The organism is Pseudomonas sp. FSL W5-0299 (genome assembly GCF_005930655.1).
In the GTDB taxonomy this organism is placed as follows: domain Bacteria; phylum Pseudomonadota; class Gammaproteobacteria; order Pseudomonadales; family Pseudomonadaceae; genus Aquipseudomonas; species Aquipseudomonas mandelii.
Genome location: NZ_RXHX01000017.1, coordinates 44872 through 61004, shown reverse-complemented (window position 1 = coordinate 61004; position 16133 = coordinate 44872). Strand labels below are relative to the sequence as shown.

14 protein-coding genes are annotated in these 16133 nt (G+C 61.0%); 11 read left to right on the top strand and 3 right to left on the bottom strand.

Features of this window, described 5'->3' with window-relative positions:
* Position 1: 1 nt before the first annotated feature.
* From FHL16_RS19995 to FHL16_RS19960, 7 genes are all read left to right on the top strand, one after another.
* The gene (locus FHL16_RS19995) at positions 2-646 is read left to right on the top strand and encodes an isochorismatase family cysteine hydrolase (protein ID WP_077749075.1); all 645 of its coding nucleotides are present in this window, start codon (positions 2-4) and stop codon (positions 644-646) included.
* Positions 643-1974: a glutamine synthetase family protein gene (locus tag FHL16_RS19990; RefSeq protein WP_077749074.1), complete on the top strand. Its 1332-nt coding sequence runs from the start codon at positions 643-645 to the stop codon at positions 1972-1974. Before FHL16_RS19995 ends, FHL16_RS19990 begins: the two co-directional genes overlap by 4 nt.
* The gene (locus tag FHL16_RS19985; protein WP_077749073.1) at positions 1958-2710 is read left to right on the top strand and encodes an N-formylglutamate amidohydrolase; all 753 of its coding nucleotides are present in this window, start codon (positions 1958-1960) and stop codon (positions 2708-2710) included. Before FHL16_RS19990 ends, FHL16_RS19985 begins: the two co-directional genes overlap by 17 nt.
* 56 nt (positions 2711-2766) lie before the next feature.
* On the top strand, positions 2767-4116 hold the full coding sequence (locus FHL16_RS19980; RefSeq protein WP_077749072.1) for an APC family permease: 1350 nt from the start codon (positions 2767-2769) through the stop codon (positions 4114-4116).
* Positions 4117-4235: 119 nt separating this feature from the next.
* Complete coding sequence (locus FHL16_RS19975; RefSeq protein ID WP_077749071.1) at positions 4236-5252, top strand: arginine N-succinyltransferase; 1017 nt, start codon at positions 4236-4238, stop codon at positions 5250-5252.
* 61 nt (positions 5253-5313) lie between these two features.
* The gene (gene astA, locus FHL16_RS19970; RefSeq protein ID WP_010455566.1) at positions 5314-6348 is read left to right on the top strand and encodes an arginine N-succinyltransferase; all 1035 of its coding nucleotides are present in this window, start codon (positions 5314-5316) and stop codon (positions 6346-6348) included.
* Positions 6349-6677: 329 nt separating this feature from the next.
* Complete coding sequence (locus tag FHL16_RS19960) at positions 6678-7547, top strand: isocitrate lyase/PEP mutase family protein (protein ID WP_010455567.1); 870 nt, start codon at positions 6678-6680, stop codon at positions 7545-7547.
* Between the two features lie 94 nt (positions 7548-7641).
* Here FHL16_RS19960 and FHL16_RS19955 read toward each other — a convergent pair whose 3' ends face one another.
* Both FHL16_RS19955 and FHL16_RS19950 read right to left on the bottom strand, forming a co-directional pair.
* Positions 7642-8883, bottom strand: coding sequence for a M20/M25/M40 family metallo-hydrolase (locus FHL16_RS19955; protein WP_077749069.1), 1242 nt, complete (start codon positions 8881-8883; stop codon positions 7642-7644).
* A 123-nt stretch (positions 8884-9006) separates the two neighbouring features.
* Positions 9007-10080: a diguanylate cyclase gene (locus FHL16_RS19950; protein ID WP_077749068.1), complete on the bottom strand. Its 1074-nt coding sequence runs from the start codon at positions 10078-10080 to the stop codon at positions 9007-9009.
* A gap of 182 nt (positions 10081-10262) precedes the next feature.
* Between FHL16_RS19950 and FHL16_RS19945 the strand changes: the two genes are divergently transcribed.
* The 3 genes from FHL16_RS19945 (at position 10263) to hglS (ending at position 14256) form a co-directional block, all read left to right on the top strand.
* Positions 10263-11717, top strand: a complete 1455-nt coding sequence (locus tag FHL16_RS19945; protein ID WP_077749067.1) for a flavin-containing monooxygenase — start codon at positions 10263-10265, stop codon at positions 11715-11717.
* Between the two features lie 22 nt (positions 11718-11739).
* Positions 11740-12687 (top strand): alpha/beta fold hydrolase, encoded by a 948-nt coding sequence (locus FHL16_RS19940; protein WP_010455571.1) that lies wholly within the window; start codon positions 11740-11742, stop codon positions 12685-12687.
* 177 nt (positions 12688-12864) lie between these two features.
* Positions 12865-14256 (top strand): 2-oxoadipate dioxygenase/decarboxylase HglS, encoded by a 1392-nt coding sequence (hglS, locus tag FHL16_RS19935; RefSeq protein WP_077749066.1) that lies wholly within the window; start codon positions 12865-12867, stop codon positions 14254-14256.
* A 171-nt stretch (positions 14257-14427) separates the two neighbouring features.
* Here hglS and FHL16_RS19925 read toward each other — a convergent pair whose 3' ends face one another.
* On the bottom strand, positions 14428-15105 hold the full coding sequence (locus FHL16_RS19925) for a type 1 glutamine amidotransferase domain-containing protein (protein ID WP_010455574.1): 678 nt from the start codon (positions 15103-15105) through the stop codon (positions 14428-14430).
* Between the two features lie 416 nt (positions 15106-15521).
* Here FHL16_RS19925 and FHL16_RS19920 point away from each other — a divergent pair, with 416 nt between their 5' ends.
* Entirely contained in the window at positions 15522-16037 is a 516-nt protein-coding gene (locus tag FHL16_RS19920; protein WP_033058787.1) for an Hcp family type VI secretion system effector, read from the top strand.
* Positions 16038-16133: the final 96 nt, after the last annotated feature.

Below are 16133 nucleotides of genomic sequence, written 5' to 3'. Positions count from 1 at the left end.
GATGTTCACGCTCCCCCACCAATCGCCCCGGGACTTGCCGTTCACTGCCGATCACACCGCGCTGTTGCTGGTGGACATGCAGCGTGCCTGGCTCGAACCGCAGTTCGACCCGCACCTCAACGGACCGGATGGCGAGTACTTCCTGACCCGCACCCACATGCAGGTGGTGCCCAACCAACGCCGGTTGCTCAGTGCCTTTCGCAGCGCGCAGCAAAATGTGCTGCACACGATCATCGAAAGCCTGACCGCCGACGGCCGCGACCGCTCGCTGGACCACAAGCTCTCGGACATGCACTTGGCCAAGGGCAGCCCCCAGGCGCGGATCATCGACGACCTGACGCCGACAGAAAACGAAATCGTCTTGCCCAAGACTTCTTCCGGGGTCTTCAACTCCACCAACATCGACTACGTGTTGCGCAACCTTGAAACGCGGCACCTGATCATCGCCGGCATCGTCACCGACCAGTGCGTGGACATGGCGGTGCGTGACGCCGCCGACCGTGGCTACCTGGTGACGCTAGTGGAGGATGCCTGTGCGACCTACACGCCGGAGCGTCATCAAGCCTGCCTGAACGCGATCAAGGGTTACTGCTGGATCACCGACACCCAGACCGTGCTCGGCCGGTTGCAGGAGATGCAAGCATGAGCGAACGCCTGTCGCCGCTGCCCATGACCACCCTTGTCACCACCGACTTGATCGGCGTGACCCGTGGCCGTTCGTTTCCCACGGACGAACTTGAACATTACCTGGCGACGGGCTGCGGCTGGGTGCCGGCCAACAGCGCCCTGACCCCGCAAGACATCATCGCCTCCACCAACCCTTGGGGCGCTTATGGCGATTTACGCCTGATTCCCGACCTGAGCAGCCGGGTGACAGTCAGTAACGGCCCGGATGCCGCGGCCCCGGCGCTGGACTTCATCCACAGCGACATTCACGAAACCGATGGCCGCCCGTGGGGCGCCTGCCCACGCACGTTGTTGCGCAATGAAGTGCAGCGGTATCGCGCCGAATTGGGCTTGCAGGTCAACGCCGCGTTCGAACATGAATTCAACCTGAGCAGCGGCGCGGCCGATCAGCTGGCGTTCTCCCTTGAGGCCCAGCGTCAGGGCGCCGAGTTCGGTGGCTGGCTGCTCAGCGCCCTGCGCGCCGGTGGCGTCGAACCGGAAATGTTCCTGCCCGAATACGGCAAGCATCAATACGAAATCACCTGCCGCCCCGCCCTCGGCGTGGCCGCTGCGGACCGTGCGGTGAACGTGCGCGAGATCACCCGCGAGATCGCCCGGCAGATGGCCCTGGACGTGAGCTTCGCGCCGAAGACGTCCGAGCATGCCGTGTGCAACGGCGTCCATCTGCATGTCAGCCTGTTGGATCTGGACGGCCAACCGCTGATGTACGACGCCGGCACGATCAATGGCCTGTCGACCCTCGGCCAGCACTGGGCCGCCGGCATCCTGCATTACTTGCCAGCGCTGTGCGCGTTTACCGCACCGACACCGGTGTCCTACGAGCGCTTGCAGCCGCATCACTGGAGCGCCTCCTACGCCTGCCTCGGCCAGCGCAACCGCGAAGCGGCGCTGCGGATCTGCCCGACCGTGAGCCTGGGCGGCAAATCGGTGGCGGCGCAATACAACCTGGAATTTCGCGCCATGGACGCCACGGCGTCGCCGCACCTGGCGATGGCCGCGCTGCTGATCGCCGGTCGCCTGGGCATCGAGCAACGCCTGGCCTTGAACGCGATCACCGATGAAATCCCCGATTCCCTGAACGAAGAACAACGCCAGGCCCACGGCATCGTCGCCCTGCCCGCCTCCCTTGCCGAGGCGCTCGAGTGCCTGCGCAACAGCGAGGCGCTGATCGAAGCCCTGCCGAGCGCGTTGATGGACACCTGGTTCGCCCTTAAAACCGAGGAACTGACGCTGACGGAACAGCTGTCCCCCGCCGAACGCTGTGAGCACTATGCACGCCTGTACTGAATCCGCTGAACTTGGCCTGTACACCGAGCCCGCGTACACCCTGAGCCGCGAAGACTCGGCGCACCCGTTGATTCTGGTGTGTGAACACGCCAGCCGTTTTATTCCACCCGGGTTGAATGACCTGGGCCTGAGTCACGACGCGGCCCGCGAGCATATCGCCTGGGACATTGGTGCGCTGGCGCTTGCTGAAGGTTTGTCCCAGGCACTGGGGGCGACGTTGCTGGCGGCCAATTACTCACGGCTCTTGATTGACCTCAACCGCCCGCGCCATGCCCCGGACAGCATCCCGCTGCAGAGCGAGATTTATCCGATACCGGGTAATCGGGATCTGGACGAAGTCACGCGCGAGTACCGCCGCGAATGCCTGTTCAAGCCGTTTCATGCCCGGCTGCAAACCTTGATCGACCAACGAATCGCCCAAGGGCAGCCGGTCCGGGTGGTCGGCATTCACAGTTTCACCCCGGTTTTCCACGGCCAACCGCGCGCGCTGGAAGTCGGCGTGCTGTTTGGCGAAGCCAGGGACTACGCCCAACGATTGATTGACGGGTTGAGCCAGCACCCCTTGAAGGTTGCCAGTAATGAGCCGTACAAAATCAACCCGCTGGGCGACATGACCGTGCCGGTCCACGGCGATGCACGGGGACTGGAATCGGTGTTGATCGAGGTGCGCAACGATCTGCTGCGCACCGCTGAAAACGTCAGTCGCTGGGCAGGTTATCTGGCTCCGCTGTTGTAAAAAATCGCGTCAAACCCGCAGCATGCAGCTGCTTTCATCCCAAGGAGTAGGGCTTCATGGAATTAGAAGAATTCGGCTACAAGCAAGAGTTGCAACGTAGCCTGTCGCTGACTGACCTGGTGGTGTACGGGATGATCTTCATGATCCCCATCGCCCCGTTCGGTGTGTACGGTTACGTCAACGCCGAAGCACCCGGCATGGTGCCGCTGGCCTACATCATCGGCATGGTGGCGATGCTGTTCACCGCCCTGAGTTACGGCAGCATGGCGCGGGCCTTTCCGATTGCCGGCTCGGTGTATTCCTACGCGCAACGCGGCCTCAACCCCCATGTCGGGTTTATCGCCGGCTGGCTGATGCTGCTCGATTACCTGCTGATTCCACCGCTGCTCTACGTGTACGCGGCCATGGCGCTGAATCACCTTTACCCCGACATTCCCAAGGTCGGTTTCATTCTGGCGTTTCTGGTCAGCGCGACCTTCGTCAACCTGCGGGGGATTACATTCACTGCCCGCATGAACATTGTCTTTCTGCTGGCGCAACTGGTGGTGCTGGGGATCTTCCTGTTCTACGCCTGGAATGCGCTGCACAGCGGCGGCGGTAACGGTCAACTGACCCTGGCGCCGCTGTACAACCCGGACACCTTCAATTTCGCCCTGCTGATGCAAGCCGTGTCGATTGCGGTCCTGTCCTTCCTCGGTTTCGATGCGATCTCCACCCTCGCCGAAGAAATCAAGGGCGACCCTGGCCGCAGCGTCGGCAAGGCAGCGCTGATTACGCTGCTGGTGATGGGCGTGATCTTCGTCGTGCAAACCTGGATTGCCACAGACCTGGCGGCCGGCATGGGCTTCACCTCCGCCGACACCGCGTTCTATGAAATCGCCGAAATCGCTGCCGGCAGCTGGCTGGCAACCCTGACTGGCGTGGCCACCGCCCTGGCCTGGGGCGTGGCGGTTGCCATCACCTCGCAAGCGGCGGTATCGCGTCTGCTGTTCGGCATGGCCCGGGACGGCAAGCTGCCGAAAGTGCTGGCCAAGGTTCACCCGAAACACAACACCCCCTACCTGAGCATTTACCTCGTAGCGGTGCTGTCGCTGGTGATCTGCTACCTGTTCATCAACTCGGTGGACACCCTCACTTCGCTGGTGAACTTCGGCGCGCTGAGCGGTTTCATGTTGCTGCACCTGACCGTGATCAACTACTACTGGCGTCGGCAGAAGTCCGGCCAGGTGATCCGCCACCTGGTCTGCCCGGTGGTTGGCTTCATCATCGTCGCGGCCATCATGTACAACATGGGGGTCGATGCACAAAAACTCGGACTGATCTGGATTGCCTTGGGCCTGGTGTATCTGTTTTTCCTCAACAAACTGGGCGCCAGCACAGCGTTGCCCGACCCGAGCAACGGCTGACAAGAAAAAGAGCGGCGTCTGACAAGAAATCAGGCGACCGCCGATTTAATGCGTGGAAACCGACAGTGATAGTCAGGTTCGGCACACAGCGCCGAACCCTTTGATACAGGAGTACATCCATGCTGGTCTTACGCCCAGTCGAGTTAGCCGACCTGCCCCAGTTACAGCAACTGGCGCGCGACAGCCTGGTCGGTGTCACGTCCTTGCCGGATGACACTGAACGCCTGCGCCTGAGGATTCTCGACTCCTGCGCCTCGTTCGACAAAGACGTGGAAGGTCATGGCCCGGAGAACTATTTCTTCGTGCTGGAGGATCTCGCGGCCCGGCGTCTGGTGGGGTGCTCGGAGATCCTTGCCACCGCCGGCTTCAACGAACCGTTCTACAGTTTGCGCAACCGTCACTTCACCAGCGCCTCCCGGGAGCTGAACATCGAGCACGGCGTACCGGCGTTGTCGTTGTGTCAGGACCTCAGCGGCCACACCTTGCTACGGGGCTTTCACATCGACACGGCGTTGGTGCGCACAGCGTTTTCGGAGTTGCTGTCCCGGGCGCGCCTGTTGTTCATTGCCGCCCATTGGCAGCGTTTTGCGCAAGCGGTGATCACCGAGATCGTCGGCTTCAGCACCGAGGAGGCGCAATCACCGTTCTGGGATGCGCTGGGCAAGCATTTCTTCGACCTGCCCTACGCCGAAGCCGAGCGGCTCTGCGGTCTGGAGAGCCGGACCTTCCTCGCCGAACTGATGCCGCAATACCCGATCTACGTGCCGATGCTGCCCCAGGCTGCGCAGGATTGCATCGGCCGGATCCACCCCGATGGCCAGGAGGCCTTCGATATTCTTGAGCGTGAGGGATTTGAAACCAACAGCTACATCGACCTGTTTGACGGTGGGCCGACGCTGTACGCGCGCACCTCGAACATTCTCTCCATCGCCCAAAGCCAGACCGGCACGGCGCAACGGGCTTCACTGATCGATGCGTGCGGCCGTTACCTGGTGAGCAATGACGCGCTGAAGGACTATCGCGCGATCGTCGCCGAGTTGAATGTCCAGGCCGGGCAACCGGTGGGGTTGAGCGCCGAGATGTGTGCTGCCCTGAACGTCACCGATGGCAGCCCGATCCGGCTGATTGCCCTGTGAGCAGCACCCGGCCCCATGCCCAACGACAGCGCCCGAACTGGCGCGAAGAAGGAGCTGCATCATGATTGTCCGCCCGGTTCGCATCACCGACCTGCCCGCCTTGATGGATCTGGTGCAACAGGCCGGCCCCGGGTTTACCACCCTGCCGGCCAACGAAGAACGCCTGGTGCACCGGGTGCGCTGGGCCCAGCGGACCTTCGCCGAGCAGGTCGAGCGTGCAGATGCCGATTACCTGTTCGTGCTGGAAGATGACGATCAGCAAGTGGTCGGCATCAGTGCGCTGGCCGGTGCCGTTGGCCTGCGCGAACCCTGGTACAACTATCGGGTCGGGCTGACCGTCAGTTCGTCGCCGGACCTGGGTATTCAACGGCAGATTCCGACGCTGTTCCTGAATAATGAAATGACCGGGCAATCGGAAATCTGCTCGCTGTTCCTGCGCCCCGATCAACGCCACGGCAGCAACGGTCGGTTGCTGTCCCTGGGACGCTTGCTGTTCGTGGCCGAGTTCCCGCACCTGTTCGGCGACAAACTCATCGCCGAACTGCGCGGCAGCGCCGACGAACACGGCTGTTCACCGTTCTGGGACAGCCTGGGCCGGCACTTCTTCAAGATGGATTTCAGCCACGCCGATCACTTGTCGGGGCTGGGCAGCAAATCGTTCATCGCCGAACTGATGCCGCGCCAGCCGCTTTACACGTGCCTGCTCACCGAACAGGCCCAGGCCGTCATCGGCCAGGCCCACCCAAACACCGAACCGGCACTGAAGATCCTCAAGGCCGAAGGTTTTGTGCATCAGGGTTACATCGACATCTTCGACGCAGGCCCGGTGATCGAAGCCCCGGTCGCGAAAATCCGCACCGTGCGCGACAGCCAACCGCTGGTTTTGGCTATCGGCACGCCCGACGAGCAGGCCCCGGTGTGGCTGATCCACAATCGCCGCCTGGAAAACTGCCGCATCACCACCGCCCAGGCCAGGCTGGTGGGCAACAGCCTGGTCGTCGACCGACTCACGGCCAAACGCCTGCAACTGCAACCGGGTAACTCGGTGCGGGCCGTGCCGTTACCCAATCGGCAACAGCAGGCGGTGGCAGCGTGATCAGATCCTGAGTCCTACCCCACCCTTGTGGTAAGTGGGGTTCACCTGTGGCGAGGGAGCTTGCTCCCGTTGGGCTGCGAAGCGGCCCCAAAACTGCCACCCTATTTTTCCAGACACTCCGCACCCATCGTTTTACGACTGCTGCGCAGCCGAACGGGAGCAAGCTCCCTCGCCACAGGTAAACCCGCTCGCCACAGAGGTCCGCGTTTATCTGAGCCCCCCGCAAAATTCGTCATCATCTTCCCCTCCTTCGCGTGATAGCCTTTTGTTCCTTCGGCGTTGACACCTTTGCTCAAGCCTTTCCATTCCTTTGTATTGGTGGAACTCATATGTCCAGGCTTTCTCATCAAGATTTGCGCCGTAACTTCCGCGAGCTGTTTGCTTCCAACACCTGCTATCACACGGCGTCGGTCTTCGACCCGATGTCGGCCCGCATTGCCGCTGACCTGGGGTTTGAAGTGGGCATCCTCGGCGGTTCTGTTGCCTCGTTGCAGGTGCTGGGCGCTCCCGACTTTGCCTTGATCACTCTCAGCGAGTTCGCCGAACAGGCCACGCGCATCGGTCGAGTGGCCCAATTGCCGGTCATCGCCGACGCCGACCACGGCTATGGCAACGCGCTCAACGTGATGCGCACCATCGTCGAACTGGAACGCGCCGGCATCGCCGCCCTGACCATCGAAGACACCCTGCTGCCGGCGCAATTCGGCCGCAAATCCACCGACCTGATCGGCGTGGCGGAAGGCGTCGGCAAGATTCGCGCGGCACTGGAAGCCCGGGTCGACTCGGAAATGGCGATCATCGCGCGTACCAACGCCGGGATCCTGCCGGTTCAGGAAGTCATCAGCCGCACCTGTCATTACCAGCAGGCCGGTGCGGACGGGATTTGCATGGTGGGCGTGCGGGACTTCGATCACCTCGAACAGATTGCCGAACACCTGAGCGTGCCACTGATGCTGGTCACCTACGGCAACCCGCTGCTGCGCGATGACAAACGCCTGGCCGAATTGGGCGTGCGGGTGACCATTGATGGTCATGGCGCGTACTTCGCGGCGATCAAGGCGACGTATGACAGCTTGCGCGAGCAACGGCAGATCTTTACCCAGGCGTCGGATTTGAGCGCTACCGAGCTGACTCATACGTATACGCAGCCTGAGGAATATATCCGTTGGGCGGAAGAGTTCATGAGTGTGAAGGAGTAGCACTGCTGCTTGTTGCGCTGTAGGACATCGATTTTACTAACACCAAAAATCCCTGTGGCGAGGGAGCTTGCTCCCTCGCCACAGGGAACAATTTTCAGCGCTTCGCCAACTCCATGATCATCCGCGACAGCAGATAAATCCGCGGCGCTACGCTCTCTACCTCCGCGTATTCTTCAGGCGTATGAATATTGCCGCCGACAATCCCGAACCCATCCAGTGTCGGCGTACCCACCCCGGCCGAGAGGCTGGCGTCTGCCGCCCCGCCGCTGCCTTCTTCCGTCAACTTGCGCCCGATCTCGCCGTAAATTCCCTGAGCGATGGCCATCAGCCGATCCGATTCCGCCGTTTGCGGCATCGGTGGCAAACCGCGTTGTAGCGTGGTGGTGACTTCGGTATCAGGAATCAGCTTGTCCTTGGACACCCGCGCCAGGTCCTTCTCGATCCGGTCGAACTCTTCGGGTACCGCCGCCCGCACGTCGGCCTTGGCCGTGGCCTGGTCCGGAATCACGTTGGTGCGATCGCCCGACTTGATCACGGTGAAGTTGATGGTGGTTTTCTTCTCGGCGTCGCCCAGTTTGCCGAGTTGCAGAATCTGGTGCGCCGCCTCCATCGCCGCGTTACGCCCCAGCTCCGGCGCAACACCGGCATGTGCGGCTTTGCCTTTGACTTCCACCACCGCCGTCGCGCTGCCTTTGCGCCACACCACCAGGCCATCCGCCGGGCGGCCCGGTTCGAGGTTGAGGGTCACGTCGTGGGCCTTGGCGGTTTTCTTGATCAGGTCGGTGGCGATGTCCGAGCCGGTCTCTTCGCTGGCATCGAGCAGGAAGGTAATTTGCGCGTAGTCCTTGAAGTCGAGGTTTTTCAGGACTTTCAGTGCGTAGATCCCGGCGACGATGCCGCCCTTGTCGTCCATCACGCCCGGCCCGTAGGCGCGGCCGTCCTTGATGTGGAAAGGGCGCTCGGCGGCCGAGCCTTCCTTGAACACGGTGTCCATGTGCGCCATCAGCAGGATTTTCGCCTTGCCGGTGCCTTTGAGGGTCGCGATCACGTGGCTGCTTTTGTCCGGTGTGTTGGGTACCAGTTCGATGGTGGCGCCGAGTTTTTTCAACTCGTCGATGGCGATGTCGCGCACTTGCGTCAGGCCGGGTTCATAGCCGGAACCGGAGTCGATGTTTACCAGACGCTCCAACAATTTCAGGGCTTCACCCTTGTACTGTTCGGCGTCGGCGAGGACTTGTTTGTGGGGTTCGGCGAAGGCTGCAGGGGCGAATGCGCCAAGGGCGAGGGTCAGGCCAAGGCTGGTGGCCAGCAGGGAACGAGGGAGATTGAGCGTCATGAATCGATCCTTGTTTCGTGTCGGGGGTCAAAAACACCCTACCTGACTACGGCGCAAGGCTCTAGACCGAATGCGACGCACACGAACCTGAGGCCGATCCCGCAGGGGGATGTGTGCAGGCCCTCAGACCGGGTCGAGCAGCTCGTGATGGGGTTTGCCGTTTATGCGGTAGATCACGCGGTTGCGGCCGGTGGTCTTGGCTTGGTAGAGCGCCTGGTCGGCATCATTGAGCCACAAGGTGGCGTCGGTGTGTGACGGGTCGAATGCCGCCAGGCCAATGCTCAAGCTGACTTTCAGCGCCGGGTTCTGCTCGTAGCCCAGGGTCGCGAAGCGATCACGCAAGGCGTCCATGGCAGCCGCTGCGCTGTCGAGGGGCAAATCCGGGAGGAGCACGCAGAATTCGTCGCCACCATAGCGCCCCGCCACATCGGTCGCCCGCAGGTTCTGCTTGAGCATCTTGCTCAGTTGCCGCAGCACGATGTCCCCGGCGACATGGCCGTAGGTGTCATTGATGGTCTTGAAATGGTCGATGTCGATCAACGCAATCGCCCCGCCCTGCTGCTGGCGTTGGCAACGCTGGAACTCAACTTCCAGCTGGTCTTTCCAGGCGCCATGGTTCAGCAGGCCAGTGAGGCTGTCGGTACGGCTCAGGGCCAGCAATTCGCGTTTTTGGCGGCCCAGGGTGGTGGCCTGTTGAAAACAGATCCAGCCCAGCGCCAGCGGATACAGGCTCAGCAAGGGCAGACAGGCGTAGAGCTGCAACGGGCTGGTTTGCGCAACGAAGGCCGGTGTGAACACCAACAGGCCGACACCCACCCCGAGAATCTGCGCAACCGTGCCCACCAGCAGGAAACGCAAACCGCCGATCGCCACGTTGTTCATGGCCATCATGGACAGCGTCGCCGCGCTCGGCAGTGGATTGAACTGCATGGCAGCGACCCAGAATCCACCGAGAAAGGCATCGACGAGAATGTTGCGATGTTCGGCGTGAAACGGCACCTTCGCCCGACGCGCCCATTGATAGGCAACATGTGGCCAGAGCACGCCATTGACCACCATCAGCACCCAGACCCATGGCGCCGGGTTGAGTGGATACATCGCCGCGCCTACGCACAACAGGCCCAAGACCAGGCCCAGGGTTCGCGACGTATAGAGCCTTCTGGCCAGTGAAAGCCCTTTTCCTCCCGTTTTTCCCATAAGGGCCTCTGCGTCACACAACGGAACCCGACAAAACACGGGGTGCGGGTGTGGTGGGAGTCTATCAGGGCAACGTTAAATAGCCATCACCGGCGGGCAGCCTGAATCCTGCGCAGTCTTCGTCGGCCTTGTTTGGGCTATACATGAAGGAAGAGTTGGATAAACAACGATAAAGGAGACCCATGCAGACTTTTCAGGTGTTGATCATCGGCAGCGGTTTTGGCGGTCAGTGCGCGGCGATCAATCTGCTCAAGGCAGGCATCGACGATTTTCGCCTGCTGGAACGACGGGACTTTTTTGGCGGCACCTGGTGCCAGAACACCTACCCCGGCGCGGCCGTCGATGTGCCCTCGCCCCTCTATTCGCTGTCCTTCGCCCCTTACCGCTGGACGCAAATGTTCGCCGGTCAGGCTGAACTGCATCACTACACCCAGTACGTGGTCGAGCACTTCGGCCTGCGGGACAAGGTCGAACTGCAAGCCAATGTCGAGCGCATCGAATGGGACGCCGACGGCCAGCGCTGGGCGGTGCACACCGGCGCCAAAGGCACGTTTTACGCGCAGTTCCTGATCAACGCGACGGGGCCGCTGAGTCAACCGGTGGTGCCTCATTTCGAAGGCCAGGAACGCTTCCAGGGCACGACGTTTCACACCAACAAGTGGGATCACACCTTCGATTACCGGCACAAACGTGTCGCCATCGTCGGCAGCGGCGCCAGTGCGGCCCAGGTCATTCCGACCATTGCCCCAGACGTCGAGCACCTGCATGTGTTCCAGCGTACGCCGCACTGGGTGTTGCCCCGCGCCGACCGTACCTTCGGGCCTTTCCAGCGTTGGCTGCTGGGCCTCAAACCGGCGTACAAACTGCTGCGCTGGATGCTCTACTGGCAGTTCGAAACCCGGGTGATTGCCTTCAAATACTCGAAACCGGCGATCCGCATGGTCCAGCAACACGCCCTGCGCTTCCTCAAGCGCCAGGTGCCTGACCCCGAATTGCGTCGCAAACTGACACCGGATTTCACCATCGGCTGCAAGCGCGTGATCGTCTCTAGCACCCTCTACCCGGCACTCGGGCGCAGCAACGTGACGCTGCACAGCCGCGAACAAGGCATCGCGTCCATCGACGAAACCGGCATCGTCACCCAGGACGGTCAGCACATCGACCTGGACCTGATCGTCTGGTCCACCGGGTACGACGCCACCGACGGGGTGATTTCCTACCCGGTCACCGGTAAAAACGGTACCCGGCTCAAAGACGTCTGGGCCCAGTACCCGCGGGCTTATCTGGGCACCAGCCTGCCGGACTTTCCCAACTTGTTTATCGTCACCGGGCCCAATACCGGCATCGGCCACACCTCGGCGCTGTTCATCATCGAGTCACAGATGAATTACATCCTCGATTGCATCCGCACGCTGAAAGAAAAGGGTTTGCGCAGCATCGAAGTACGCCCCGAGGCAGAACGTACCTACACTGAGATGATCCACCGTGAAATGGAGCGTACCGTCTGGAAGTCCGGGGGCTGCCACAGTTGGTATCAAAGCAAGAGCGGTCATGTGATCGCCATGTTCCCGGGGTTCAGTTTCAGCTATCACCGGTTGACCCGGGCACTGAAACCCGCCGATCACATTTTGTCCTGATCACGTAAAAGGAAGATGCCTGATGCTTGTGTTGGTTGTCCTTATCGCGGTTTTTGTGGCCTGGAGCTGGCTGAGTTACCCGGCCATCGGCTATTGGCTCTATGACCTGAATATGGCCCTGGAAGCCAAGCTGTATCGGCTGCACAAAATCGTCGTACCCATCACGGAAATGACCGTCTCGACCTGGCAAGGCGGGCCCTATGAAGCGTCCAGCAGTGTGCTGATGCTGCACGGCTACAGCGCCGACAAGAACATCTGGCTGCGCTTCGCCCGGCATTTTGTCGGCAACTATCGGGTGATCATCCCGGACATCGCCGGTCACGGCGAAACCGGCTTCAAGGCCGGTGGCGGCTATGACATCCCGCTGCAGGCCAAGCGGATGATTCAGCTGCTGGACGTTTGCGGAGTCGAGAAAGTCCATGTGATCGGCAATTCGATGGGCGGCTACATCGCCGCGTGGCTGGCGGCGACGTACCCGGACCGGATTGCCTCCGTCGCCCTGATCGACCCGGCTGGCGTCACCGCCCCCGAGGCCAGCGACCTGGAGCGACATCTGGCCAAGGGGCACAACCCGTTTCTGATCAACTCGCGGGAAGAATTCCAGCGCTTCTACGCCATGACCATGGCCGAGCCGCCGTGGGTGCCGGGCGTGGTGCTGGACGCCATCGCCCAGCGTTATGAACAGAGTCGTGATGAGCTGGAAGAAATCTTCAACGACTTCCGCGCCAGCCCGCCGATGGAGCCCAAACTCCCAGACATCAAGTGCCCGGCGCTGCTGCTGTGGGGGCGCAAGGACCGTCTGATCGATGTCAGCAGCGTGGCGGTCTGGAGTAAAGGCATTGCTGATTTGCGCGTGGACATCTGGGACCACATTGGCCATATGCCGATGGTCGAACAACCGGCCAATACGGCGCGGTTGTATCGGGAGTTCCTCGGATCGCTGCGTTCGGAGAGCCGTTCGCACCTGTAATCCCCAATCAATCCTGCAGGACCGCCGCCCGCTCGCTCCTACAGGGTTTGTGGGCAACCAATAGTGCGAAGCAGTCCTTGGCAGAATGAAGTCCGTAAGATTCTTCGTTTGTCGGCGTTGCAGAAGGCTGCGATCTTTTCCCCCATCCTTCACGTCACCGCGCCAGGAATTTTTTTCATGAGCCACCCAAGCTTCGTCAGCCCTGACCTGATCCGCCAACGCTTCTCCAAAGCGATGTCCGACATGTACCGCGAAGAAGTGCCGCTGTACGGCGCGCTGATGAAGCTCGTGGAGCAGACCAACCGTCACGTGCTCGACAGCGATCCGCAGGTGGCCCGCCAGCTGAACAGCACCGGCGAAATCGAGCGGCTGGACCTGGAGCGTCACGGCGCAATCCGCGTCGGCACCGCTGGCGAACTGGCCACCCTCGCCCGATTGTTCGCGGTCATGGGCATGCAGCCCGTGGGCTATTACGACCTGACCCCGGCCGGCGTGCCGGTGCACTCCACCGCGTTCCGCGCCGTGCATGAAACCGCCCTGCAAGTCAGCCCGTTCCGGGTGTTCACCTCACTGCTGCGCCTGGAACTGATCGAAGACCTGGAGCTGCGAGCCTTCGCTCAATCGGTACTGGATAAACGCCAGATCTTCACCCCCACAGCCCTTGCCCTGATCGACCGCGCCGAAACCGCAGGCGGTCTGAACGAACAAGAGGCGCAGGACTTCGTCGAACAGGCGCTTGAAACCTTCCGCTGGCACCACAGCGCCACGGTCACCGCCGAGCAGTACCAGAAACTCAGCGCACAGCATCGCCTGATTGCCGATGTGGTCGCGTTCAAAGGCCCGCACATCAATCACCTGACGCCGCGTACCCTGGACATCGACATCGTCCAGGCGCAAATGCCCGCCCACGGCATCACGCCCAAAGCCGTGATCGAAGGCCCGCCCCGCCGTCAGTGCCCGATCCTGCTGCGCCAGACCAGTTTCAAGGCGCTCGACGAGCCGATTACCTTCACCGATCAAGCCGGGACACGCGGCAGCCACAGCGCACGCTTCGGTGAAATCGAACAGCGTGGCGCGGCGCTCACCCCGAAAGGCCGGGCACTTTACGACCGCCTGCTCAACGCAGCCCGTGATGAGTTGCAGGACTTCCCCAACGAGGCCAATGCCGCACGCTACAACGCGCTGATGATGCAGCACTTTGCAGAATTCCCTGACACGTATGAAGGCATGCGCCAACAGGAACTGGCGTACTTTCGTTATTTCGTCACAGAAAAAGGCCTGGAGGCGGATGAGCTGAAATCGTTGTCGCTAGACGATTTGCTCAGCGGCGGGTACTTGCGGGTCGAACCGTTGGTGTATGAAGATTTTCTGCCGGTCAGTGCGGCGGGGATTTTCCAGTCGAACCTGGGGGATGCGGCGCAGGTGAATTATGGCGTGCATTCGAACCAGGAGGCCTTTGAACAGGCGCTGGGGCGGCCGACCATTGATGAATTGGGCTTGTATGCCGAGACGCAGCGGCGTTCGATCGAACAATGTTTTGAGACTTCGAGATTGTCGCGTCTGATTTGACTCCACGAACTGCCAGCCGATTGCAATGTGTGGCGAGGGAGCTTGCTCCCGCTTGAGTGCGCAGCACTCACAAAATCTCCGTCATACGGAGAATTTTTGGGGCCGCTTCGCAGCCCAGCGCGAGCAAGCTCGCTCGCCACATAGAATCTTCAATCCGCTGAGATTCCGTGTTTAGCGGAGTTTTGCCAACAGCGCCTCAGCGGCAGCCTCGGACGACGCCGGGTTTTGCCCAGTGATCAGCAGGCCATCGGTGAGCACATAACTTGCCCAATCCGCGCCCTTGGAATACTCACCGCCCTTCTCTTTCAGCATGTCCTCCACCAGAAACGGCACGACCTTCGTCAGTTGCACCGCCTCTTCCTCAGTGTTGGTGAACCCCGTCACCCGCTTGCCTTTGACCAACGGCTGGCCATCCGCACCCTTGACGTGACGCAGCACACCCGGTGCGTGGCAAACGGCCGCGACCGGTTTATCCGCCTTGATAAACGCTTCGATCAGCGCGATCGAGTTCTTGTCTTCGGTCAGGTCCCACAACGGCCCATGACCGCCCGGATAGAAAACCGCATCGTAATCTTGAACCCTCGCGGTGCTCAGCAGCGCGGTAGACGCCAATGCGGACTGGGCTGCGGAGTCTTTGCGAAAGCGATCAGTGGCAGCAGTTTGTGCATCTGGCTCGTCGCTTTTCGGGTCCAACGGCGGCTGGCCACCCTTGGGCGAAACCAGGGTCAGCTGTGCACCGGCATCCTTGAAGGCGAAGTACGGCGCGGCGAATTCTTCCAGCCAGAAGCCGGTTTTCTTACCCGTGTTGCCCAATTGATCGTGGGACGTTAAAACCATCAGGATTTTCATGTCGTTCTCACTCCACTTCCAGGTTGTTTGGACGCTCGACGGCGCTGTTTTTATGGACCACTCAGCCCATCGATTCGTTGCACCGAGTTCCAGACACCTTCACGTGATGGCGCAAAGCCTTGCTGTGCAAGAAGTTGCGCACTGCTCGGGTCAAACGCGCTTGCAGGATCGCTGATCGCCCGGCCTGCCAGGCTCTCCGGCCAAGTGCGCAAGTTCTTGCGCAGTGCTGCGCAAGAACTTGCGCACATTCATGCGGCGCTCCTTGCAAAAACCTTCCAGGCACTTTAAAAAAAGCCTCAACACCTTGATTTATATAGCCTTAACCGTTTCTGGCACGGACCTTGATAACAGTCAGGCACCCACCGGGCGATACCGCCTCCCGGGCACCCTCACTATATTCAGCAAGGAGCACATCCATGGCTACTCCAGCGTACATGTCCGTCACTGGCGAAAAACAAGGTCTGATCACCGCCGGCGCATTCACCGCCGACTCGGTTGGCAACACCTATCAAGAAGGTCACGAAGACCAGGTCATGGTTCAGGCTTTCAGCCACGACGTGATCATCCCGCGTGACCCACAATCCGGCCAGCCAACCGGTCAGCGCGTTCACAAGCCAGTCGTGATCACCAAGGTCTACGACAAGGCTTCGCCACTGCTGCAAGCTGCTCTGACCTCCGGCGAGCGCATGAGCGAAATCGTTATCCAGTGGTACCGCACTTCGGCTCAAGGTACCCAAGAGCATTACTACACCACCAAACTGGAAGACGCGATCATCGTCGCCATCAACAACAAAATGCACAACTGCCAGGATCCGTCGAACTCGCACTTCACTCACCTGGAAGAAGTGCAATTCACCTACCGCAAAATCACCTGGACCCACGAAGTATCCGGTACTTCGGGTTCCGATGACTGGCGTCTGCCGGTCGCCTAAGTCAGGCTGACCGTCACAAGCATCGGCCAGCTCTGCTGGTCGATGTTGTTTCCGCCCTTCCAGAATTTCGCGTCCGTTGACCCGGTTTCCGGCTGT

Bases quoted from the DNA above. Each gene is read 5' to 3' on its own strand.
- FHL16_RS19995 (WP_077749075.1), top strand. From the start codon at position 2: ATGTTCACGCTCCCCCACCAATCGCCCCGGGACTTGCCGTTCACTGCC.
- FHL16_RS19990 (WP_077749074.1), top strand. From the start codon at position 643: ATGAGCGAACGCCTGTCGCCGCTGCCCATGACCACCCTTGTCACCACC.
- FHL16_RS19985 (WP_077749073.1), top strand. From the start codon at position 1,958: ATGCACGCCTGTACTGAATCCGCTGAACTTGGCCTGTACACCGAGCCC.
- FHL16_RS19980 (WP_077749072.1), top strand. From the start codon at position 2,767: ATGGAATTAGAAGAATTCGGCTACAAGCAAGAGTTGCAACGTAGCCTG.
- FHL16_RS19975 (WP_077749071.1), top strand. From the start codon at position 4,236: ATGCTGGTCTTACGCCCAGTCGAGTTAGCCGACCTGCCCCAGTTACAG.
- astA (WP_010455566.1), top strand. From the start codon at position 5,314: ATGATTGTCCGCCCGGTTCGCATCACCGACCTGCCCGCCTTGATGGAT.
- FHL16_RS19960 (WP_010455567.1), top strand. From the start codon at position 6,678: ATGTCCAGGCTTTCTCATCAAGATTTGCGCCGTAACTTCCGCGAGCTG.
- FHL16_RS19955 (WP_077749069.1), bottom strand. From the start codon at position 8,883: ATGACGCTCAATCTCCCTCGTTCCCTGCTGGCCACCAGCCTTGGCCTG.
- FHL16_RS19950 (WP_077749068.1), bottom strand. From the start codon at position 10,080: ATGGGAAAAACGGGAGGAAAAGGGCTTTCACTGGCCAGAAGGCTCTAT.
- FHL16_RS19945 (WP_077749067.1), top strand. From the start codon at position 10,263: ATGCAGACTTTTCAGGTGTTGATCATCGGCAGCGGTTTTGGCGGTCAG.
- FHL16_RS19940 (WP_010455571.1), top strand. From the start codon at position 11,740: ATGCTTGTGTTGGTTGTCCTTATCGCGGTTTTTGTGGCCTGGAGCTGG.
- hglS (WP_077749066.1), top strand. From the start codon at position 12,865: ATGAGCCACCCAAGCTTCGTCAGCCCTGACCTGATCCGCCAACGCTTC.
- FHL16_RS19925 (WP_010455574.1), bottom strand. From the start codon at position 15,105: ATGAAAATCCTGATGGTTTTAACGTCCCACGATCAATTGGGCAACACG.
- FHL16_RS19920 (WP_033058787.1), top strand. From the start codon at position 15,522: ATGGCTACTCCAGCGTACATGTCCGTCACTGGCGAAAAACAAGGTCTG.